This is a genomic window from Prevotella dentasini JCM 15908 (assembly GCF_000614065.1).
Classification (GTDB): Bacteria; Bacteroidota; Bacteroidia; order Bacteroidales; family Bacteroidaceae; genus Prevotella; species Prevotella dentasini.
Genome location: NZ_BAKG01000018.1, coordinates 1 through 24,093, shown reverse-complemented (window position 1 = coordinate 24,093; position 24,093 = coordinate 1). Strand labels below are relative to the sequence as shown.

At 52.8% G+C, this 24,093-nt stretch carries 13 protein-coding genes, 3 pseudogenes and 1 riboswitch; of the genes and pseudogenes, 7 read left to right on the top strand and 9 right to left on the bottom strand.

Annotated features, from left to right (window positions below; translation table 11 throughout):
* Positions 1–110: 110 nt before the first annotated feature.
* The 3 genes from JCM15908_RS09410 to aspS all read right to left on the bottom strand — a co-directional run bounded on the left by JCM15908_RS09410 (position 111) and on the right by aspS (position 2,720).
* Positions 111–437, bottom strand: a complete 327-nt coding sequence (locus JCM15908_RS09410) for a hypothetical protein (protein WP_025003147.1) — start codon at positions 435–437, stop codon at positions 111–113.
* A 70-nt stretch (positions 438–507) separates the two neighbouring features.
* Entirely contained in the window at positions 508–795 is a 288-nt protein-coding gene (locus JCM15908_RS09405; RefSeq protein WP_025003146.1) for a winged helix-turn-helix domain-containing protein, read from the bottom strand.
* 167 nt (positions 796–962) lie between these two features.
* Positions 963–2,720: an aspartate--tRNA ligase gene (aspS, locus tag JCM15908_RS09400; RefSeq protein WP_025003145.1), complete on the bottom strand. Its 1,758-nt coding sequence runs from the start codon at positions 2,718–2,720 to the stop codon at positions 963–965.
* Between the two features lie 228 nt (positions 2,721–2,948).
* Between aspS and JCM15908_RS13475 the strand changes: the two are divergent.
* Positions 2,949–3,334, top strand: a pseudogene (locus JCM15908_RS13475) (DUF1573 domain-containing protein).
* A gap of 431 nt (positions 3,335–3,765) precedes the next feature.
* Here JCM15908_RS13475 and JCM15908_RS09390 read toward each other — a convergent pair.
* The 6 genes and pseudogenes from JCM15908_RS09390 to JCM15908_RS09365 form a co-directional block, all read right to left on the bottom strand.
* Positions 3,766–5,355, bottom strand: coding sequence for a DUF4465 domain-containing protein (locus tag JCM15908_RS09390; RefSeq protein WP_025003144.1), 1,590 nt, complete (start codon positions 5,353–5,355; stop codon positions 3,766–3,768).
* Positions 5,356–5,371: 16 nt separating this feature from the next.
* The gene (locus tag JCM15908_RS09385; protein ID WP_234396432.1) at positions 5,372–6,379 is read right to left on the bottom strand and encodes a hypothetical protein; all 1,008 of its coding nucleotides are present in this window, start codon (positions 6,377–6,379) and stop codon (positions 5,372–5,374) included.
* Positions 6,380–6,490: 111 nt separating this feature from the next.
* Positions 6,491–7,573 carry a DUF5074 domain-containing protein gene (locus JCM15908_RS09380; RefSeq protein ID WP_025003142.1) on the bottom strand — a complete coding sequence of 361 codons (1,083 nt, stop codon included), beginning with the start codon at positions 7,571–7,573 and terminating at the stop codon, positions 6,491–6,493.
* A 437-nt stretch (positions 7,574–8,010) separates the two neighbouring features.
* Entirely contained in the window at positions 8,011–9,930 is a 1,920-nt protein-coding gene (locus JCM15908_RS13470; RefSeq protein ID WP_373277425.1) for a TonB-dependent receptor plug domain-containing protein, read from the bottom strand.
* A gap of 198 nt (positions 9,931–10,128) precedes the next feature.
* A riboswitch (cobalamin riboswitch) is annotated at positions 10,129–10,316 on the bottom strand.
* Between the two features lie 522 nt (positions 10,317–10,838).
* Positions 10,839–13,681: pseudogene (gene uvrA, locus JCM15908_RS13465) on the bottom strand (excinuclease ABC subunit UvrA).
* Positions 13,682–13,702: 21 nt separating this feature from the next.
* Entirely contained in the window at positions 13,703–14,398 is a 696-nt protein-coding gene (locus JCM15908_RS09365; protein WP_025003141.1) for a T9SS type B sorting domain-containing protein, read from the bottom strand.
* A 232-nt stretch (positions 14,399–14,630) separates the two neighbouring features.
* On the opposite strand from JCM15908_RS09365, the gene JCM15908_RS09360 reads away from it, so the two are divergent.
* The 6 genes and pseudogenes from JCM15908_RS09360 (at position 14,631) to JCM15908_RS13455 (ending at position 23,812) form a co-directional block, all read left to right on the top strand.
* Positions 14,631–15,953, top strand: a complete 1,323-nt coding sequence (locus JCM15908_RS09360; protein ID WP_373277424.1) for an amino acid ABC transporter substrate-binding protein — start codon at positions 14,631–14,633, stop codon at positions 15,951–15,953.
* Between the two features lie 53 nt (positions 15,954–16,006).
* Complete coding sequence (locus tag JCM15908_RS09355) at positions 16,007–16,753, top strand: porin family protein (protein WP_025003139.1); 747 nt, start codon at positions 16,007–16,009, stop codon at positions 16,751–16,753.
* Positions 16,754–16,777: 24 nt separating this feature from the next.
* A complete protein-coding gene (locus tag JCM15908_RS09350; protein ID WP_025003138.1) occupies positions 16,778–18,298 on the top strand; it encodes a peptide MFS transporter in 1,521 nt (506 codons plus the stop codon).
* A 573-nt stretch (positions 18,299–18,871) separates the two neighbouring features.
* Positions 18,872–19,447: a UpxY family transcription antiterminator gene (locus JCM15908_RS09345; RefSeq protein WP_025003137.1), complete on the top strand. Its 576-nt coding sequence runs from the start codon at positions 18,872–18,874 to the stop codon at positions 19,445–19,447.
* A gap of 152 nt (positions 19,448–19,599) precedes the next feature.
* Positions 19,600–21,552: an ABC-F family ATP-binding cassette domain-containing protein gene (locus JCM15908_RS13460; protein ID WP_036893101.1), complete on the top strand. Its 1,953-nt coding sequence runs from the start codon at positions 19,600–19,602 to the stop codon at positions 21,550–21,552.
* A gap of 227 nt (positions 21,553–21,779) precedes the next feature.
* Positions 21,780–23,812: pseudogene (locus tag JCM15908_RS13455) on the top strand (M13 family metallopeptidase).
* Positions 23,813–24,093: the final 281 nt, after the last annotated feature.

Sequence of the window (24,093 nt, the reverse complement as noted above, 5' to 3'; positions counted from 1 at the left end):
CATTAAGACAGTCCTAATCCCTGAAAATCATCTCGACTATCCTTTACCGCCAAAAGCCCATACTTGACATCCGCAGGGCATGGAAACAGAACACGAAAGCAGTCTGATGGCTAAAACAAGCTAAGGCTCTGGTCTATTTCCTTCTTTGGCTCGGCAGGCTCGTCCCCGTCGTCTCTGAACTGAAGATACAGCTGACGGGAATCCTTATTAGAATCGTTGAGCCTGTAAACACCTTTTTGCGTGCGTTCTATCAGCGAGTCTTCATTCTTGCAGACACGCCCAAGATACTGGCAGACAAACTGGTGCACTTCCTCTTCGGTGATGGGATTGAAAAAAGAATTACGCGCATTGAAGACGTGGCGGGAAATCTTTCGGACAGGCAGCCCCGTCTCCCCAGCCTCTACAAGTATGCGTAGAATGTCTTCTTCGTAAAGCATATAAAGCAAAAAAGAAGGAGTCCATACGCTCAGATACAGACCCCTACCTTATTATATAACATAGTTTCTATTAAGCAAGAGCAACCTTGTTGTCCTCTTCGTTGACCTTACCCTCTTTCAAGAGCCAGCCAATACCCAGATAAACCTCCTCGGTAGTAATCTTGGCAAGTTTTGCAATCTCTGCCACAGAGAGAGCCTTGCCCTCAGATGCCAGCGCATTGTAAACGTCGCCTGCCCTGAACCCGACGTTCTCGGCGTTGAGTGAAATGGCTGCTATCGTCTTCTTTGCCACTGTTTTCTTTGGAGCCGCCTTCTTTGCTGCCGTCTTTGCAGCATCCGTTGTCTTCTTTTCTGCCATAATTTAGTACATTAAAATCTATTCAAACTCTGAACTAACTATCTGTAATATGTATTTGCAAAATTACATCAAATATCTCAGAGCATCGAATTTTCAAACAGAAATATGACAGCTCCGAAGCCCCAATTGCCCCGTTATGCTTATTTATTGATTTTAATCAATGACTATTAGGCCTTTAGCTCAACTTTTATCTGCAATTCGTCGAGCTGTTTGTCGTCAATAACCGACGGTGCGTCGAGCATCACATCGCGTCCGCTGTTGTTCTTCGGGAAGGCGATGCAGTCGCGGATGGAGTCGAGTCCGGCAAGGATGCTGACGAAACGGTCGAGTCCGAAAGCCAGACCGGCATGAGGAGGCGCACCATACTTGAAAGCATTCATCAGGAAGCCGAACTGTGCCTCGGCACGCTCGGGAGTGAAGCCAAGCACCTCGAACATCTTCTCCTGCAACTGCGTGTCGTGAATACGAAGAGACCCTCCTCCGACCTCCACGCCGTTGCAGACGAAGTCGTATGCTTTCGCACGCACCTGCTCGGGATGTTCGTCAAGCAAAGGAATGTCGTCGGGATTCGGCATCGTAAACGGATGATGGGTAGCCATAAGTCTCTGTTCCTCGTCGCTCCACTCGAAGAGCGGGAAATCGACTATCCAAAGACACTTGAATACGTTCTTGTCGCGCAGACCGAGGCGGTCGCCCATCTCCAGACGAAGCGTACAGAGCTGAACGCGTGTCTTGTTAGCATTGTCGCCAGAGAGAATCAGCACGAGGTCGCCATCCTTGGCTCCCGTCGTCTCCTTGACCTTCTGCAACTGCTCGGGCGTATAGAACTTGTCAATGGAACTCTTCACCGTACCGTCGGAATTATACTTGATGAACACAAGCCCCTTGGCACCCACCTGCGGACGCTTCACAAAGTCGGTCAGCTCGTTGAGCTGCTTGCGGCTATACTCTGCACAGCCCGGGACAACGATACCGCCGATATATCCGGCTTCGTCGAAGACGGGGAACGTTCCCGTGCCCTTGAGGTCGTCCATCAGCTCGACAAACTCCATTCCGAAGCGGAGGTCAGGCTTGTCGGAGCCGAAACGCCTCATCGCCTCATGCCACGGCATCTGCTCCAGCTTAGGCAACTCCACACCGCGTATTTCACGGAAGAGACAGCGCGCCATCTCCTCGAAGATGCCGATGACGTCGTCTTGGTCAACGTAAGACATCTCGCAGTCTATCTGCGTGAACTCCGGCTGACGGTCGGCACGCAGGTCTTCGTCTCGGAAGCACTTGGCTATCTGGAAATAACGGTCGAAACCTGCCACCATCAGCAGCTGCTTCAGCGTCTGCGGACTCTGCGGAAGGGCATAGAACTGACCGGGATTCATCCGCGAGGGAACGACAAAGTCGCGCGCTCCCTCGGGAGTTGAGCCTATCAGGACGGGCGTCTCCACCTCAATGAAGTTCAGCTTGTCGAGGAAATTACGGATGATAATCGTCATACGATGGCGCAGCTCTATGTTCTTTCTGACTGCCGGACGACGCAAATCCAAGTAGCGGTACTTCATGCGGAGGTCGTCTCCTCCGTCCGTATTGTCTTCGATGGTGAACGGAGGCGTCAGGGAAGAACTGAGCACATTCAGCTCCTTGGCAATGATTTCGATGTCGCCAGTAGGCATCTTGCCGTTCTTGCTCTGACGCTCGTTTACCACTCCCTTTACCTGCACGCAATATTCACGCCCCAGCTTGTTGGCCTCTCCACACAAGTCGGCATCGTCGGCTTCGTTGAAGACCAACTGGGTGATGCCGTAACGGTCGCGCAAATCGATAAACGTCATTCCTCCCATCTTTCGCGAGCGTTGCACCCATCCGGCAAGGGTAACTTCCTTGCCGGCATCAGAGAGCCGCAACTCGCCACAAGTATTCGTCCGATACATAGTATGTCTGTTTGTTTTGTTTATATATAGATGCAAAGTTACAAACTTTTAACGAAACGACGCCACCGTCAATGTGGAAATGTCTGCCGGTCCGCGAAAGTTTTCGGGACAAGCATTGTCATTTGATTAATATATGATAATTTCGGCTTAATAATTGCAAAAAACCTCCCCCACACTAAACTTTCTGTTTACTTTTGCATCAAATTCAACAATAAAACAGACTGAATTATGAAGAAAATCTTAATGATAACCATGCTGCTCATCTGCGGATTCGTCTATGCGGCAGCACAGAATCAGCCGAAATCAAGTTCGACAAGATGACACACAACTTCGGAACCTTCTCCGAGAAAAATCCCGTACAGAAGGCGACCTTCACCTTTACCAATACCGGGAAGGCTCCGTTGGTCATCAATCAGGTCGTTGCCAGCTGCGGCTGCACCGTTCCTCACTATGACAAGCGGCCGATAGCTCCGGGGCAGAAAGGCTCCATAGAGATTACCTATAACGGACAGGGCAAGTTTCCCGGCCACTTCAAGAAGAGCATTACCATCCGTACCAATGCCAAGACGGAAATGACAAGACTCTACATAGAGGGCGTGATGCAGGAAAAATAACCCCGAAACGGGCAATAGATGATATAGCGAATGGACTTTCTCCTACAGGGAAAGTCCATTTGTTTTTTACACTGGCCAAAACGGAAAAGCGAAAGTGGCACTTTGACCATGCGAAAACGCCCGTTTGATGGTGCGAAACCGCCACTTTCATTTTGCCGCCATAATACTATCCCAAACGGACACACTGCCCCCTGCCGGGCGAATCGGTTTCCATAGGCTGTCCGTCAAACGACGAGACTGGTGTTCTTACGGCAGGATTGCAGGGAGAGGATACCAGCCATCACCCCGTGCAACGGGCACACGGAGGGTTCCCTGAGCCATAGCAGTATAAAAAGACGGGAGAGTGCGTGATGATTCCGCACTCTCCCGTCAGCGTCAAAGGGTAAGGATACTTCACCATTCGTGGCGCAGAAGTACCCCGACCCGGAAAATTACCTTTGGAGAATCTTGCGTGTCGTTCCGTCAGCCATGCGGACAATGTTGATGCCGCGTTGCATCTTGTTGAGCTTGCGGCCGTCGAGCGAGTAGATGCCCGTTGTTAAGTTGCGCGGCTTGTTCACCTCCGTAACGGCTTCTACAGCCCCGATGCCGGTAGCGAGCCTGTCGCTCTCGCCGTCGTACGTGCCGTTGAAGTTGTCCATCAGGAAGTATCCGGGTGTCGTCATGCCGTAGTCGTTGTTGCGACTGCTTGATAACCGGAAGGTGATACCCTTGACCTCGCCGAGTTTCGTGAGGTCTATCCAGCTCCAGTCCTTGATATAGTAGTGGTCGGCCTCGCTGGCAGAGCGGTAGTCGGCAAGGTAGTAGTCTATCGTATCCTTCTTCCCGCCCTTTTCATCAAGCCCTATGATGGAGAGTTTGTACCAGTCTCCCGTCGTGAAAGCACCCGGAGTCATGCCGTCGCCCGCCTCTATGGCATTGCGGACATAGCTGTTCAGCCCTACGTAGAAGCCGCTGATGGTAGCCGGTGCGGCCTCAACTTCTATGCTTTCTCCCTGCGGATAGACAACGGCGTATGTGGAAGAGTTCTTGTAGCCGTGCCCCATGGTAGAGTTCCACTGGCCCAGTACATAGCTCTCAAAGCCGGTATCGGTACGGTTGGAAAGCCCCGTGCCCGACCAGTAGTTGTAGTCGGAGAAGTAGTTGGTGGCGAAATGGAAGCCATGGGAAGAGAATCCGCCTTCCTCGTCGGAGCCATTATAGTAGCCGTCGGCATTGAGCGGAGCAGCTCCCTCAAAGTCTACTACTCCCAGACCGTTACCCGCCTTGGGTGCCTCGCCTGCGAAGTCGTCCATGCAGAAATAGGCAGGCGTCGTCATGCCGTAGTCGTTCTTGCGGCTGGAAGTAATCTTGAAGTTCAGCTGATCCACCTCGCCCAATGCTGAAATGTCTATCCATTCCCAGTCGTTCACAAAGCGGTGGGCAGCCGGATTGCCAGAGCGGTAGTCTGCCAGATAGTATTCTACCGAGTCTGCAATTTCCTCTCCTGTTACGCCATAGACCGTCAGCTTGCACCAGTCGCCTGTTGCGAAAGCCCCGGGAGTCATGCCGTCGCCGTTAAGATAGGCGTGGCGGTTCCACGCCGAATTGGTTACGTAGAAACCCTTTGCCTTTATTTTATTGCCGTTTCTGTCTTGGATGGGTGCTGTGTCTATCTCCTTCTCTATGCCGTAGTTGCTGTAAAAGTAGACGGCATAGTTCTCCGAATTGTTCACACCGTGCCCTACGCAGCTGTTATACTGGCTTTCGGCATAGTTCTTGAAATCGGTTTCCTGCCTGTTGGAGACGGAGAAGCCGGTCCACGAACCATACGTGGCATTGTAGAAGTTGTAGAACAGATAGGCACCGCTGTAGGCACCGCCCATCTGGTCAGCTCCGTTGTAGTAGCCGTTGGCATCGAGCTGAATGTCGTCGAAGGAGGCTACGGAGTCGGTGATGACATCATCATCGCCGCTTTGTGCCAAGGCAGGCTGCACGGTGAGGGCAGCAGCAAGGGCAAAAACGTAGAAATACTTGTTCATAAGCGTTTGTTTTAAATTATTTTATATGGATTTTCTTTATTGTACCGTCAGTATATTGCAGTATGTTGACACCTCTCCGCACATGCTGCAATGTCCGCCCGTCAAGACTGAAGATGCGCAGCAGACGGGCAGGCGAAGCACTGACAGGGCCGATGAGTGTCGCTGTCGGGTGCAGGTCTACCGCCCTGCATACCTCAGTAGAGGTCTCCCCTATCCATCCGCACTGCTGATTGACTGCACTATAGACCCGTACAAAGTCTATGGAGGGGAGATGGACGGACTGGCGGTGTCGGTCTACCGCATGCCCGATATTGAAGCATGACCCGATGGAATCGGCCACATTGTCCACATATCCGTAGGCAAAAGTGTTCTGTACCCAGTATATCCCCTTGCCCGAACGGTCGAAGCCGTTGTCTGGAAGACGCGTACCGTGGAAGGTGAGGGGCGACGGCAACCAGAGCGGGAAATACTCCTGATTGTGGTATTCGTTCCGTGCCACTACGCCGCTGTTGCCCCTGCTGTCTGTCCAAGGGACATCTTGCAAGTCCGATTTCGTATAGGTAATGGTATAGTCGTAGTCTACCCGGCCGATGCTGTCCGTATCGGCACTGCCCGAAAGTTCGTACCACGTATCGTCGGGTAGCCCGTTCCCGTTCTCGTCCTGCGATACCATGACGATGCCCGGCTCACTGCTGCCTTCGTGCGCATTGCCTTTTATGTAGAGATCGTAGGCACCCTGCACGTTCACGACGGGATGGTCGAAATGAAAAGTGATATATCCGCCATACCCACCTAAGGTAACAATGCCTTCCTTGCCGCCTATTTCCGAGGTACATTTGGCTGCCGCAGTCTCGGGCGTATCGCTGGCCGACAGTTCGGGCAAGCTGTTGACGAACTGCCCGGGGGCCGGGACGTACTCGTCTACTGCCCTGATATAAGGAGAGTTCTGGGCTGAAAGAGGAAGTGAAAGGACAAGGAGCAGCAGGCTGCCGGCAGTCTTTCGGATAGTGGAAAAGATTCTCATTGTTTCTTTGTTTGTCGGTTTGAAGGGTGGGCTGCGACGGTATTGCAACACGACGGACGGTAAGGCAGGACGCTATTGCATAGGAAGCAGGAGTGGCGGAGCAGGAGCAGGCTATCGGAGGAAGCAGGCATGCCCGGGAATATCGCCCGTCCACGTGTCCCATTGATAGTTGCCGTGGCGGTCAAAGCAGTACAGCTTTCCGCTGGAGACGTAGTTGGTGGCATCCATCACGTATATATTGCCGTTCGACGGGTCTGCTATCAGCCCGTAAGGAGTACGGAGCGGAGGGGAGACAGGACGGAGAAAACGGTCGTTGACGACTTTGCCCGTGCGTACATCAATGATTCCGACGTGCCCGTCGCCTTGATAAATGAGCGAGTCGCCAAGGAAATCGAAGTCGCTGACAGGCACATCCACGCTTCCAACGACCTCATCGGCATAGAGTTCATACAACCTTGACGGCACGGAAGCATAGTCGCCGCGCGACGAAACCCACACATTGCCGTATCTGTCGGCACGCACCCGAAAGAGGTTCGGGGCAACATCAATGGTTCGTACTACCCCGAACGAAGACAGGTCTATCACACTGACCGTGCGGTCGTAGTCCTTTCCCTGCATGGGATTGTAACCTCCGCTGTTGGCCACGTAGAGCCTGCCGCTCACAACAGCCATTTCCTCAGGCTGATAGCCCACGATACACGTGTCTACAACCTGCAACGAGAGTGTGTCTACCTTATATACTGCTCCCAAAACACTCTCACTGTTGATGCGCCCGACGTAGGAACTGACGTAGGCAAAGCCACCGCTGAACGCCAGATAGCGGCCGTTGGGAACTGAAACATGCCCACGGCTGACCGCAGTACGCGCATCGGCAACCTCAACCTTATTAGATTGATTGATGACCATCCACAGACTGCCGCCGTAAATCTTGACGTCGTTGCCCACGTCTCCCAATTCAAGCACCTGCGAGGGATTCCGCGACGGATAGATATTGCGCGAATAAGTGCCCGAAGCAAAGTCGAGGAAATCGAGCGTCGCCTTGTTGGAACCCATATTCCCCTCGTTGAGCACGTACATTCCCTTGTAGCTGCTCTCCGACATTCCCCCTGTCTGCGCGTCGTCGGGATAGATGAGCGTGGCATCGTTGCGGCAAGACGCAAGGAGAAAGAGGAAGAGGAAGCCTTTCCAAGCCATCCTGAAACCTTCCCGAGACCCTCCCGAGAAGAAGACGCGGAACGGCCATGTCATTGTCTTTTGTATATTGTTCATCTTGTTAAAGACTTTCCCAACCCCCTCTCCAAGGAAAGGATATGGGACAACTATGCTATTATTTTCTTCATACAGGACACTCAGCCAAAGACTCCAAACGCCTCTCGGAGAGGATGTGGTACAGCCATGCAGCCATAATTAGCCCGTCATCCGACCCATACCCGTTTCCCCTATAGCCATTCCGAAACACGGGCAACCCGGCCTACCCTCCTTCGGAGAGACTTGGAAAGACTTTCAGAGTGCGTGGAAGACACTTCAGATTTCCATTTCCACACCTATCTTCCCATTTCTCCCCGGCATTGGATAGTTCAAAATGACGTCGTACTGCTGGTTAAGCAGGTTGTTGACCTCCACAAGAGCCTTCAACGATGCCTTGCCGAGGTGGAACCGATATTGCAGACTGACGTCGTGGGTGTACCAAGGTTCGGCATGGTTGTATCGGATGTTCTCCTGCCCGTTGTAACGGTGGCCCGTATAGATGCAGCTGTAATTGAACGACCAGCCATATAGGAGGCACTGACGACAGCAGAGCCACTGTTGTAGGGAATATAGGGTATCTGGTCGCGGTAGTAAGGCGTAGCAGGGTCGGAAACGTCGCGTGCATCCTGATAGGTGTATTGCAGCCGGCAGCTAAGAGAAAGACCGCGGAACGGCTGAAGCATCATAGCTGCCGAGACATCAAGCCCCGTGATATGGACACGGCCGAGATTTAGCATCGTCCAGCGGAACTGCTGCCCTTTCGGATAGGCGATAATCTTGTCGTGAACGGTATTGTAATAGCCGTCGGCCTGAATGTCCCAGCTTCGGAGGAGGCCCTGACAACGCTCGCGACGGAAGACAATGCCGAGATTATATTGTGTCGCCGATTCGGGACGGAGGCTTGAATTGCCGAAGTCGGTATAGTAGAGGTCGTTGAAAGTCGGCATGCGGAAACTGCGCTTGACAAACGCCCGAAGGTCGAGAGAGGCGGAAGCAGAGTGCCGGGGACGGAGAAGCGGCACATCGACAAAGAGGGCCGGGGTCAGCTTGGTAAGCGTCTTGCCCGACGAGCCGCCAGTCATCGGCTGCCGGGGATGAAGAATGTCGTGGACAAAAGTGGCAAGGACAGAGCCTTGCAGCCTTACCCTGTGCGCATCAAGTGCCATTGCCAGACTGACGAGATGGGAGAAACGCGTAGGAAATACAAAGCGGTAGGTGTCGGCATTGAGCTTGTTCCAACGGAAATCATACGACAGCGACATGCTCCAGTTGCGCATCAGCTCGCACACATTGGCCGTGGAGAGATACACCTCCTGCTGCCAATAGCGGTTGTCTACGGGCAGTTGCGTCGTGTCCCTATTAATATAATGTGTCCGATAGTACGCATACTTTGCCAGCCACTGCGTAGAGAAACGGTCGGAAAGGTCTTTCTGAAAGCGAGCCTGAAAAAACGAGTTCACGTCTGCCTGCCGCTCGCCCCTCCGCCATACGTTGTTGACAATCGCCCCCGGTATGCCCCGTTCGGAATTATAGAGATATGCCTTTGCATTCCAGTAGCCACGGGAAAAGATTCCGTGGAGGTTCGCCTCCAACCGCTCTGCATGGATGTCTCCATTCTGCCTCACTGCCGTGGTGTCATACGCCACCTGTCCCATCGGGGTAACACGTCTGTATCTGAATCTGTACCTGCCGCTCGAAGAAAGGAACGCCCCATTGACCGAAACCGACACGGCCGGTGAAAGACGGTGCTCCCACAGCGTGGAGACATTGAACAAATCGCCCGACCCATATTTGGCGTTCAGGCACAGGTTATAGGCCTTTCCCGGACCGAAACGGGGACGACGGGTGCGGATATATACGCTTCCGGCATTGCCGAAATCGGATGCAGGCTGGAAGATGGCACTCTTCTGTCCGTTGTAGAGCGTTATCTCGTCTACATTGTCAAGCGAGAATTGCCCGAGGTCTATCTGTCCGTTCTGTGCGTTGCCCAACTCTATGCCGTCGTAAAAGACTCCGAGATGGTTCGTCCCCATGCTGCGGATGTCTACCGTCTTTATTCCTCCGACGCCGCCATAGTCCTTCAGCTGCAAACCGGCAAAATAGCGGAGGGCATCGGCAATGCTCTGCGCACTGAGCCGTTGCAGCGTCTCGCCCTTCAGCTGCTGCGAGGGGATGACCTCGCGCTGCGTCAGCCGTGAGACCACCACCACCTCATCAATAGCATGGGTGGAGTCTTCGCCTGCCGTCTGTGCCAGAAGCGACAGAGGCAATAACAGGAAAAGCAATGTGATTTGTAGTCTCATTCTCGTTATTTTGGAAGATACGGAGGAGCAACACCCGAAAGAGGGATGACAGTCGGAGCAAGACGGAACCCAAGACCACACGCCGACAACCGGTGCAGAAGCATGGATTTAAGCTCCTGCCTGCCACTCCCTGCCCTTGCAAGGAAACCTACGGACTCTTAAGAATTTATGTTTCGGTGCCCTGCCCGTCCTCGAAGGCGGCACCAGACTGCAATGGCAGGTCTTCTGACTTCGTTGTCCAAACTTGGCAAGCACCTTCCCAACCTCCGTGGTCAGTGGCATTGCTTGCACAAAAGAGACGACTTACAGCTGCGGGACAGTTTCGGAGTCGCACCGAATTCCCTTTTTAATCATTTGTGAATGAACCTATTGCGGATGCAAATTTAATTATTTTTTCCGACATAACAGAGATTGTCAGCCGAAAAAACAAATCCACACACCATGCAAGCCCGGCACGGGTGCATACGCCTGCACGGCATTTCACGGATAGGCAGTGAGGATTCCCCATCGTAAAACTTCTTGACAGAATGTTCCAAATATCCGTCGTGAATCTAGCTTCCCGAGTTACTCGAAACATGGGAATAAAATACTGGGGTACAGATAATTACAAGGCAGAACGCTTATAGCGGAATCTTCGCAGAACGGACAAGACACTTTCAGATGACGAAAACGGCACTTTCGTCGTGCGAAAGTGCCGTTTTCACGCAGCCATCCCAATACTTTGAAGCTACGAGACTGAATTTTCCTTACATTCTACACTGCTATGAATATTTCCGTACAGGCCCTCCCCCTACTTCTGCCATTCCTTCAGAGAACCTTGGAAAGACGGGCACGGATGGAGATTCTGTCGTCGCTAAGCCTCCTCCGCCTACCGCCGGACTTCCATCTTCTTGACAGAGAACCGCCGGCTATACCGGGTTGCGTGGCTGAAGGGCTGCTGACAGAAAACGGGAGGTTACGCCCCTGCCGCCTTGGACAATGGCTTCGGGAGTTCCCGTAGCCAACACCTGCCCGCCGCCACGTCCGCCGTCAGGTCCCATGTCGATAATATAGTCAGCGAGCTTGATAACGTCGAGGTTGTGCTCAATGATAATCACCGTATTGCCCCGGTCTACAAGTTTTTGGAGTACGCCCATCAGGATGCGTATATCCTCGAAATGGAGTCCCGTCGTAGGCTCGTCGAGTATGTAGAGCGTCTTGCCCGTGTCCTTCTTGGCAAGTTCTGTGGCGAGCTTCACACGCTGCTCTCGCCACCAGACAGAGTAGTAGAGCTTTGCCCGAGCTTGATATAGCCGAGTCCTACGTCCTGCAACGCCTTGATGCGTGGGAGAATCTGAGGTACATTCTCGAAGAACTCCACCGCCATGTTGACCGTCATGTCGAGCACGTCGGCTATGGACTTTCCCTTGAAGCGCACTTCGAGCGTCTCGCGGTTGTAGCGTTTGCCGTGGCATACCTCGCAAGGCACCATCACGTCGGGCAGAAAGTTCATCTCTATGGTCTTGTATCCGTTTCCTCCGCAGGCTTCGCAGCGTCCTCCCTTTACGTTGAACGAGAAGCGTCCCGGCTTGTAGCCGCGTATTTTTGCTTCGGGCAGGCTGACAAAAAGCTGACGGATGTCAGAGAATACGCCCGTATAGGTGGCAGGATTGCTCCTCGGAGTGCGGCCTATCGGGCTTTGGTCCACGCTTACCACCTTGTCTACACTCTCCATGCCTTCAATGGCATCGTAGGGCATCGGCTTTTTCAGCGAGCGGTAGAAATGCTGTGAGAGAATGGGTTGCAAGGTTTCGTTGATGAGCGTGCTCTTGCCCGAGCCCGACACGCCCGTTACTACTATCAGCCGACCGAGCGGAAACTCCACGTCTACGCCTTTGAGGTTGTTTCCTCTACAGCCCCGCAGCCATATCGACTTGCCGTTTCCGTCCCTCCGCTTTTCGGGAATCTGTATAGTCTGTTCGCCGTTCAGGTACTGCGCTGTCAGCGTGTGCGTCTTCAGCATATCCCCGGATGTTCCTTGGAAAACGACTTCGCCGCCTTTCCGTCCGGCCTTCGGCCCTATGTCGACTATCCAGTCGGCAGCACGCATCATGTCTTCATCGTGCTCCACAACAATAACCGTATTGCCGAGGTCGCGCAGTTCCTTGAGCGAGCTGATGAGCCTTTCGTTGTCCCGCTGGTGCAATCCGATGGAAGGTTCGTCAAGGATGTAGAGCACGTTGACGAGCTGCGAGCCAATCTGCGTCGCCAGCCGGATGCGCTGACTCTCTCCTCCCGACAGCGTTGCGCTCTGCCTGTCGAGAGCGAGGTAGTTAAGTCCGACATCAAGCAGAAAGTCTATCCGCTTGCGGATTTCCTTTACAATCTCTGTGGCAATCCTCTTCTGCTTCTCGTCAAGATGCTCTTCCAGATGGTCCATCCACTCTTTCAGCTCGGCGATGTCCATATTGGCGAGTTCGGCAATATTCTTGTCCCACACCCGGTAGGAAAGCGCCTCGCGGTTGAGCCTTTGTCCGCGACATTCGGGACAGGTTTTCTCGGCAATGAACTGGTCGGCCCACTTCTTCCCGTTGGCAGAGTCGTCGGTCTCCATGACCGTGCGGAGATACTTGACGATGCCGTCGAACGCCACGAAATAGTCTGACGTGGTATGCACCAATTCCTTGGAAATACGCACATTCTCCAAGGAACCATAGAGCACCTCGGCCATTGCCTCCTTGGGAATATCCCTGACGGGGGTTTTCAGCGTACAATCGTATTTGGAGAGAATGGCATCTATCTGCCAGAAAATCATCTGATTCTTGTATTTCCCAAGCGGAACGATGGCACCGCCATGAATGGTCTGTGTGTCGTCGGGGATTACTTTTGACAGGTCTATCTCGTTTATCTTTCCCAGTCCCTTGCAGTGCGGACATGCCCCCTCGGGCGAATTGAAGGAAAAAACATTGGGAGCGGCATCCTTGTAGGCGATGCCCGTAACGGGGTCCATCAGTCTTTTGGAAAAGTATTTGCTGCTGCCGGTCTCCTTATCCATAATCATGATAAGCGAGTCGCCTTGCTTCATGGCCGTGGCAACGGTCTTAGAAAGACGTTCGCGCAGCTTCTCCGTGTCCATGCCACCGAGCTTCATCTTGTCGATAACCACTTCGATGTTATGGTTTTTGTACCGGTCGACCTTCATGCCACGCACTATTTCCCTTATCTCACCATCCACGCGGATGTAGAGATAACCCTTGCGGCGCATCTGTTCAAAGAGTTCCCGGTAGTGCCCCTTGCGATTGCGGACGAGCGGTGCAAGGATATAGATGCCCCGGCCGTCGTAGTCGCGCATAATCATCTCGATAACCTTCTCTTCCGTGTATCTTACCATGCGCTCGCCGCTCCTATACGAGTAGGCCTCCCCGGCACGGGCATAGAGCAGTCGGAGATAGTCATAGATTTCCGTCGTCGTCCCCACCGTGGAACGGGGATTCTTGTTGGTCGTCTTTTGTTCTATGGAGATGACCGGCGAAAGTCCCGTAATCTTGTCAACGTCGGGACGTTCCATATTGCCGAGAAAGTTGCGTGCGTAGGCCGAGAATGTCTCTATATAGCGTCGCTGCCCCTCGGCAAAGATGGTATCAAAAGCCAACGAACTCTTTCCCGAGCCGGAAAGCCCCGTAAATACAGTCAGCGAATTGCGTGGAATGGTTACATCCACATTCTTCAGGTTATGGACACGTGCTCCCAAAACCTCTATGTTATCGTTCATCTTTGTTGGTTATCCTTTCATTTATGGCTGGGTGGTGGTCGTTTCGTTGTACCCACGGAGGAGATTTACATCACGCCTGATATGGAACTCCCGTCCGTCAGCCCCCTTTGCCTTTACATTGACAAAATAAACTCCTTCCGCCACATTCTTCCCGTGGAAGGTTCCGTCCCATCCGTCTTCCGGGTCAGTCCACTCGTATAGCTTCTGCCCCCATCTGTTGAAGACGACAGCCTTGAACTCCACGATGCTTTTGTAGCCGCTCTTCGCTTTATATATGTCGTTGATACCGTCTCCGTTAGGAGAAAAAGCATTGGGCATCAGCAGTTCGCTTTCGCTGATAGAGACGGTGATGGGGTCGTATATGCTGATGGTATCGCCATCAACAATCTGATAGAGACGCACACTAAACGAACCGGCAGAAGTGAATGTGTACTCCGTATCCTGCTCGTAACGGATGAGAAATGGGGTACGGGGACTGCGCTGGTCTGTAAAATGCCATTCAAAGTTAGTTCCCGGCTCCACATTGCCGTCAGGATTGGCTTCAAAACGTACCGTAAGCGGTGCCGAGCCGGAAAAGCCCAGCGAACTGGTCAGCGTATCCGGCTCTCCGTCCCTGTTGGTATATGCCCCGAACGGATTACATTCCTGCGCTGAAACCAAACCCGTGCAGGACAGCATAGCCACGAAAAGCGATATTTTTAGAAGAAATGATTTCATCTATATTCTGTTTTAAATTGCAAGAATATTGCCAATGAGCGTAGAGAGAACTTGTTCTCGTCTGCCGAGTGCAGCTATATTTTCTGCAAAAATACGAAAAATTCTATGTATTTCACGAGATATAGTAAATACTTTTTCTTATCTTTGCAACAATTAAATAGAAGTTATGATTATGAAACACGGTCATAGATGCTTTTTGTTGATGCTGACATTGTTCTTCGCGTGTGGAATAATGGCACAGACAACTCAATGGAAAGATATTCACAAGGTTAAGAAAAAAGAAACCATCTTCGGCATAGCCAAGGACTACGGAATAAGTATCCAAGAGCTGTTGGATGCCAATCCTGAAATGAAAAAGGAGGGCTACGAACTGAAGAAGGGCGATTGGATATTCGTTCCATACGCCAAAGACGGCGACAAGAAAGGGCAAACGCCTTCTCCCTCCGGCAGGCCGCAGTCCACTGCAACCACTAAGACCGCCACGGCTCCCGTAGCCGGAAGCATACGTATCGGCGTAATGCTGCCTCTGCACAATCTTGACGGTGATGGCAAACGGATGGTTGAATACTATCGTGGCGTACTCTTGGCCCTCAACCAACTGAAGGAAGAAGGCATCAATACTGACGTCCACGCTTGGAATGTACCCAAGGAGGCAGACGTGCGCACTACACTACTTGACCCAAACGCCTCCTCCCTTGACATTATCTTTGGGCCTCTGTACTCCAATCAGGTAAAACCACTTGCCGATTTCTGCCGTGCACACGGAATCAAGTTGGTCATTCCGTTCTCCATTGATGGAAACGAGGTGGCAAGCAATCCCAATATCTATCAGGTCTATCAGAGCGATGCACGACTGAACGAAAAGGCAATCGCCAGCTTCCTCGAACGATTTCACAAAACCCATCACCCTGTATTCATCAACTGCAATGACCCCAACAGCCAAGTAGGAGGCTTTACAAGCGGACTGCGCAAGCAACTTGACGCCCTGAAAATAAAATACGACCTGACCAATATAAACTCTCCGCAGAGTGATTTTGCCAAGCATTTCGATGCAAGAAGGCCCAATGTGATTGTGGTCAACTCCGAGAAGAGTCCCCAACTGAATCAGGTCTTTGCCAAGCTTGACTCCCTGAAGCAGACTCATCCCGGCCTCGCCATCTCCATGTATGGCTACAACCAGTGGTTCATCTACCAAGACTACGACTTGGCCTATTTCTTCAAGTATGGTGTCTATATCCCGTCCACCTATTATTATAATAAGGTCGCCAACAAGACCGAGGCTTTGGAGAAACTCTATCAAGACACTTACGGTGAACCGATGAGCAAGACCTATATTCCGAGAATGGCAATAACAGGCTACGATCAGGCCGAGTTCTTCATCCGGGGACTGAAAGCCCATCCCAAGACTTTCAAGGGTACGGACACGGAAGCCAAATACAAGGCATTGCAGACACGGCTCAACTTCGAGCGTGTTGGACAAGGAGGCTATCAGAACAACCACTTCCAGCTCGTCCATTTCAAGGCCGACCAGACTATGGAGAATCTGGTGTACTGATACAAAGCAGACAGTCCCTCCCTACACGCCGGGGCCGTCTTTCGATGATATTAATGAAAAATATAATCAAACTATTGGCTGTCGCCCTATCGTTCCTGCCCCTGACAATCGCTGCACAGGTAGGACAGCATCGCAACGACCTCTCCGTCGGTGTCAATGGCGGCTATGTCCTCTCCAATGTCGGCTTCGACCCGAAGGTCGCGCAGGACTATCACGGAGGCATCACGGGCGGTATGAGTATCCGGTATATATGCGAGAAGTATTTCAATACCATCTGCTCTATCTACGGAGAAGTGAACTACGCCTCCATAGGATGGAAAGAGGATATTCAGACCAACACGGGAGGACAAGTAGTCAACGCCAATGGAGTAGCCGAGGCCTATTCGCGCACTATCAACTACGTACAGATTCCGGTTTTTGCACACTTGGCGTGGGGAAAGGAACGCAAGGGATGGAACTTCTTCTTCCAAGCCGGACCGCAGATAGGACTCTATCTGAGCGAATCAACTTCAAAAAACTACGACTCACCCAACCTTGCCTCTGACGGCACAGGACGCAGCAACACCACCGTAGCACAGGAGAACATGCCCGTAGAAAAGAAATTCGACTACGGCATTGCTGCCGGACTGGGTGCCGAATGGAGTAATCCCAGACTGGGGCACTTCCTCCTCGAAGCCCGCTACTACTATGGGCTGGGCAACATCTACGGAAACACGAAGAAAGATTTCTTCGGGAAATCCAATCATGGAAACATTGTCATTAAGGCAACCTATCTGTTCGATATTTCAAAAACAAAGTAATAATCAACCTAAAATTTAACAATTATGTTTGAAAACCAACCAAAAGGGCTTTACGCCTTGGCTTTGGCCAACACGGGAGAGCGTTTCGGCTATTATACGATGATAGCCGTCTTTGCGTTATTCTTGAGAGCTAATTTCGGATTGGAACCGGGAACAGCCGGACTAATCTATAGTGTCTTCCTCGGACTTGTGTACTTCCTGCCGCTGATTGGAGGTATCATGGCCGACAAATTCGGCTATGGCAAGATGGTAACCATCGGTATCATCATCATGTTTGCAGGCTATCTGTTCCTCTCCATCCCACTGGGAAGCGGCACGGTAGCATTTATGTCCATGATAGCCGCCCTGCTCTTCATCAGCTTTGGAACAGGATTGTTCAAGGGAAACCTACAGGTAATGGTCGGCAATCTCTATGACAATCCCGAGTTGGAAGGCAAGCGCGATTCCGCTTTCTCCATCTTCTACATGGCAATCAACATCGGTGCCCTCTTCGCACCGACCGCTGCTGTCAGAATCAAGGACTGGGCAGAGAACTCCCTTGGCTATGCCGGCAACGACGCCTACCACTTCTCGTTTGCCGTAGCCTGCATTTCGCTGGTTCTGTCAATGGCCATCTACTATGGCTTCAGAAGCACCTTCAGACACGTAGAGGGCGGTACGAAGAAGGCTGACAAGGCTGCAGCCGTATCAACCGAGGAAGAACTGACACCCCAGCAGACCAAAGAGCGCATCGTTGCCCTCTGCCTTGTGTTTGCAGTGGTTATTTTCTTCTGGATGGCATTCCATCAGAACGGTCTGACCCTGACTTACTTTGCCGATGAGTTCGTCCACAAGACTTCTACAGGCGTACAGAGCATGGCCTTCGATGTAATCAATCTTGTGATGATTGTCTTCATCGTGTACGCGTCGATGGCTTTGTTCCAGAGCAAGACTTCCAAAGGGAAGGGCATTGCAGCTCTGATTATCCTTGCCGCTGTCGGTGTATTGGCCTACAAGTATATGAATCTTGAGGGCACTGTAGACGTCAGCGCACCTATCTTCCAGCAGTTCAACCCATTCTATGTAGTAGCCCTGACTCCTATCAGCATGGCCATCTTCGGTGCATTGGCTGCCAAGGGAAAGGAGCCTTCAGCTCCCCGCAAGATTGCATACGGTATGATTGTGGCAGGATGTGCCTACTTCCTGATGGTGATGGCCTCACAGGGCCTTCTCACCCCGAACGAGCAGAAGGTGGCAGGCGAGTCTGCCAAGTATGCTTCTGCCAACTGGCTGATTGGCACCTATCTCGTGCTGACATTCGGAGAGCTTCTCCTCAGTCCGATGGGTATCAGCTTTGTTAGTAAGGTAGCACCTCCAAAGTACAAGGGAGCCATGATGGGCGGCTGGTTTGTTGCTACTGCATTCGGTAACCTGCTCGTCAGCGTGGGCGGTTATCTGTGGGGCGACCTCCCATTGCCGATAGTATGGACCGTGTTCATCGTCCTTTGTCTCGTTTCAGCAGCTTTCATGTTCCTGATGATGAAACGCTTGGAGAAAGTAGCATAACAGGACATCCTAACCTGTACATCAAACACTGGAAGACGATTGGTCTTCCAGTGTTTTTTTATTATTCATTCGCTATAAACATGGCCGTTCCTTCATACAAGGACATATTGACGGCATAACAGAAACTTCATGCCGCCTCTCTCAATTCTCAGAAACCTTCCTCCAAAGCCCGGACGCCAGTCTGCCTTCACCGTGGGCACTATCAAAAACTCAACTCTGCCGCCTCCTGATTTCCCTTCATCATCATTTTCAGTTCAACAGCCGAACCATTTAGGCATGCCTGCCTTTTCCCGGAATACGGGTCTGTGAGATGCTCATTTTCTGCCGAGCTACAATGGAGAAACGAAAGTGGCGGTTTCGCATGATGAAAACGGCACTTTCACCATACGAAAACGGCACTTTCGCTTTATGCCCGTTTCTCTCTGCTTCTGCTGTCCCGAAAGCCTCCTGTGCCGGTGGACGAAAGTCAGGCAGCAGAAGGACGGACTACATTGATAAAAATAAGAAAAATAGTGAAGTTGAAAGGGCATTATCATCCATATTCCATATAATTTTCTTACTTTTGCAACCATTATGGAAAAACTCCAACGCTACGTAGACGAGGTGGTAGACGACGGGAAGGCGTGGTACGCTGTCCGTCTGTTTGGCAACCGGCAGGAGACGGTGGCCGATTACTTCAAGGAAAAAGGAATGGAAGTATTTATCCCCTTGCAGTATCGCGACGTTGAGGATGCTTCGGGGAAAGTCAGGCAGGTGTTGCGGCCTGTGGTCATCAATCTGCTCTTTGTCAAGCAGCCCGACGACGAAGCCATCTTCCGCAAGGCTGTACAGGAGTCGGCTCTGAAGCTAAGCGTCATTCGCAAGGAGCGCGACTCAAAGGATTATTACCTTATTCCGCACAATCAGATGTACGAGTTCCGGCTGATGTGCAACCCGGAAATAAGCATGCGGAAGTTCATTTCCACGGAAGAAGCCCGGATGAAGGCCGGCGACCCCGTGCTGGTGAAGTTCGGCCCTATGAAGGGAATGACGGGCCGGTTGGTCAGATCCAGCAAAAAATACTTCCTGCTTAAGGAGATTCCGGGCATCAGCGTCATGCTGAAAGTAACCAAATGGTGCTGCGTGCCCCTATCGGAGACCGGGAAATAAGGTGTTGCTGTCCGTTTCTCTCCCTTAGCCGGTGCAGGGCACGACGGCTTCTTGAGGCCTTTTCGGTCTTTCTCATAAGCGTTCTTTGTTCCCCTTGGCAGTCAAGGGGAGCAATATATTCCCATAACTTCTCTTAACTCCAAGATACAACTATGATTTCAATAGAAGGTTTGACAGTAGAGTTCAGCGTGAAGCCGCTCTTTCGGAACGTTTCCTTCGTAGTCAACGATAAGGACCGCATTGCCTTGGTAGGCAAGAACGGTGCAGGGAAGTCTACGATGCTGAAGATTCTCTGCGGACTACAGAAGCCCACGGCGGGCGTGGTGGCGATACCGAACGATACGACCGTCGGCTACCTGCCGCAGGTAATGAAGCTCGCCGACGACACTACCGTGAAGGAAGAGGCGCGCAAGGCGTTTGCCGACAACACGCAGACGGAGCAGCGGCTTGAACGGATGCAGCAGGAAATGGCCGACCGCACCGACTACGAGAGCGAGAGCTATGCCGCTCTGGTAGAGAAGTTCACGCAGGAGCACGAACGCTACATGATGATGGGCGGAGAGAACTACGAGGCGGAGATAGAACGCACGCTGACGGGACTCGGCTTCGAGCGCACAGACTTCGACCGCCCCACGAAAGAGTTTTCGGGCGGATGGCGCATGCGTATTGAACTGGCAAAGATATTGCTCCGCCGTCCCGACGTGCTGCTTCTCGACGAGCCTACCAACCATCTCGACATAGAGTCCATACAATGGTTGGAGCAATTCCTTGCGCAAAGTGCCAAGGCGGTGGTGCTGGTGTCGCACGACCGTGCCTTCATCAACAACGTTACGAACCGCACCTTGGAGATTACCTGCGGACATATAGAGGACTACAAGGTGAAATACGACGAATATCTCGTCCTCCGCAAGGAACGCCGCGAACAGCAGCTCCGCGCCTATGAGAACCAGCAGAAGGAGATTGCCGACATCAGGGCGTTTATAGAGCGTTTCCGCTATCAGGCGACGAAGGCCGTACAGGTGCAGCAGCGCATCAAGCAACTGGAGAAAATCGTACCCATTGAGGTGGACGAGGTAGACAACTCCGCCATGCACCTGAAGTTTCCTCCGTGCCTCCGCTCGGGCGATTATCCCGTTATAACAGACACGCTGACAAAAAAGTATGGCGAACATACCGTTATATCGGACGTAGACATGACCATCAGGCGCGGTGAGAAGGTTGCTTTCGTCGGCAAGAACGGCGAGGGAAAGTCTACGCTCGTGAAGTGCATCATGGGCGAAATACCTTTCGATGGCAAGCTGAAAATAGGGCACAACGTGCAGATAGGCTACTTTGCGCAGAATCAGGCGCAGCTCTTGGATGAGAGCCTGACCATCTTCCAGACCATAGACGAGGTGGCGAAAGGCGACATGCGACTGCGCATCAACGACCTCCTCGGCGCGTTTATGTTCGGCGGCGAGACATCGGAGAAGTACGTGAAGGTGCTCTCGGGCGGCGAACGCTCCCGGCTGGCCATGATAAAGCTCTTGCTCGAGCCCGTCAATCTGCTCATCCTCGACGAGCCTACCAACCATCTCGACATCCCGTCCAAGGAGGTTCTGAAAGAGGCCGTCAGGGCTTTCGACGGCACGGCCATCATCGTCTCCCACGACCGCGAATTTCTCGACGGTCTGGTCAGCAAGGTCTACGAGTTCGGCGGAGGCAGGGTGCGCGAGCATTTGGGCGGCATCTACGACTATCTGCGTGCGCACAATGCCGAGACCATCCACGAGGCGGTGGCCGCTCCGGGGCTGTCGAAGGGAGGAGCACGGCCGGCCGGCACGTCCGCGGCACCGGCTTCAGAATCCAAGCAGACCCCGACGGGCAAGCAGGCCTACGCCGAACACAAGGAGCAGCAGAAGAAGCTGCGCAAGGCGCAACGTGCCGTGGAGGAATCGGAGAAGAAGATAGCTAAGATGGAAGCGCGCATCAGCGAGCTTGACCAGCTCTTCATGAATCCCGAGAACGCTTCCGACATGCAGCTCGTTACCGAATACACCGAGCTGAAGCGCGCCCTCGACGAGGAGAACGACCGCTGGCTGATGCTTTCGGAGGAGTTGGAATAACCATTCCTGTCCCTTCCCAGTCCATTTCCGAAGGGGGAAAGCAAGCGGCAGACGGCCTGAAGCGGCAATTGGGCAGGTTCTTCCTGTCAGGTCAACCGCACCAACATCAGCTTCCGGCATTAAGGACAATAATCAAAAGGACAATAATGGCCCCCTTATTCCAACGAGGCATACAGCTCTCTTCCCTTCCGGGGATAAACAGGAAAAGGCTTTTAACTTAACAAAATATGAATATCAAGACAATCTTACCAATGATGATGCTCGCCGCCGCACCGCTGGGCAGCCTTGCACAGACGCAGGCAGGCATCAAGGAGAGCAATCTCGACAAGTCGGCCCGTCCGGCAGACAATTTCTATCAGTTTGCAACAGGTGGATGGCAGAAGCTCAATCCGCTTCCTGCCGCCTATTCGCGCTACGGCTCGTTCGACCAATTGGGCGAAGACAACAACAAGCGCATCAACACCATCCTGACGGAACTTCTCAAGAAGCCGGGCAAACCGGGCAGCGTGGAGCAGAAACTCGGCGACTTCTACAAGCTCGCCATGGATTCCGTCCGCCGCAACAGGGAGGGCGTTGCTCCCGTTAAGGCCGTGCTGGCAGAGATGGAGCCGCCAAGACCGTTACCGACCTGCGCGCGCTTCAGCTGAAGTCGTCGCCCTTCAACTATGGTGTAGCCATGGCCTACGGTCTGGGTGCCGACGAGAAGAATGCGAAGATGAACATTCTCAACATCTATCAGAGCGGCCTGACCCTCGGACAGAAAGAGTATTATCTTGACAACGACAAGGCGACGACCGACATACGCAACGCCTACAAGCAGCACATCGTCAACATGTTCAGGCTCTTCGGCTTCAGCGAGGCCGAGGCAGTCAGGAAGCGCGACGCCATTCTCCGATTCGAGACCGCGCTTGCCCTCATTTCCAAGAGCCGCACCGAGCTGCGCAACGTGGAGGCAAACTACAACAAGATGACGCTCAAGGACTTCGAGGAGAAGTATCCCAACATTCCGCTCGTGCAGCTCGCCAATGCAGAGGGCATCAGGACGGAATACATTCAGGAGATGGTGGTAGGCCAGCCTGACTTCCTCGTAGGACTCGACAAGCTCACCGCCACCGAGAGTGCCGACGAGCTGCGTGCGCGCATGGAGTGGGACGCCATCCTGACGGCGGCCGACTACCTGAGCGACGAGGTGCGCGCGGAGAACTTCAACTTCTTCTCCAAGACCATGCGCGGAACGAAGGAAGACTATCCGCGCTGGAAGCGTGCCACGCAGCAGGCCGAAAGCCAGATGGGCGAGGCGTTGGGCAGAATCTACTGCGAACGCTATTTCCCGGCATCGAGCAAGCAGCGCATGGAGCAGCTCATAAAGAACCTGCAGGTAAGCCTCAAGGAGCGCATACTCGCACAGGACTGGATGAGCGAGGCGACGAAGAAGGCCGCCCTCGAGAAGCTCTCTACCTTCTATGTAAAGGTGGGCTATCCCAACAAGTGGAAGGACCTGAGCCAGCTGAACATCGACCCTGCCAAGTCGTACTACGAGAACGTGATGGAGTGCCGCAGATTCTGGAACACCGTCAGCGTCAACGAGCGGGCAGGCAAGCCGGTAGACAAGGACGAATGGCAGATGACGCCACAGACCGTCAACGCATACTACAACCCGACGACCAACGAAATCTGCTTCCCGGCAGGAATCCTCCAGTATCCCTTCTTCGACCCGAAGGCCGACGACGCCTTCAACTACGGTGCCATCGGCGTGGTTATCGGACACGAGATGACGCACGGATTCGACGACCAAGGACGCCACTACGACAAGGACGGCAACATGTCTGACTGGTGGACAGAGGAGGACAGCAAGAACTTCGACGCACGCACGGGCAAGTATGCCGACTTCTTCAGCAACATCAAGGTGCTGCCCGACCTCAACGCCAACGGCCGCTTCACGCTCGGCGAGAACCTTGCCGACCACGGAGGCCTGCAGCTTGCCTACAACGCGCTCGAGAACGTGCTGAAGACCAAGAAGCTCAAGAACATCAACGGATTCACGCCCCAGCAGCGTTTCTTCATCGCCTACGCAGGCGTATGGGCGGCCAACATCACCGAGGCCGAAATACGCAACCGCACCAAGAGCGACCCCCACTCGCTGGGCGAATGGCGCGTGAACGGCGCACTGCCCCACATCGATGCTTGGTACGACGCCTTCGGCGTGAAGCAGGGCGACAAGCTCTTCCTCCCGAAGGCGGAGCGTCTGCAGCTCTGGTAAGCCGGAGAGACCGGCGGCAGACGGGACAGGATAGTCTCTCTGCCAAGACGGGTACCCGATGGTCCCGGAAAACAACTGAAACATAAGCATAAAGTCCTGACAGTCAGTCTCTGCTGACCTGTCAGGATTTCTTTTTATGCCTTCTCCCGTCCTCCCCTATCCGCCTTCTGAAACAGGGTTTTTGGGAGGCCTCGAAATTATATACGGTTAGCGGAAAATTTCTATACGTATAGAAATATTTTTCTAACCGCTTCCCCGTAAATTTCTAACCGTATATAAAT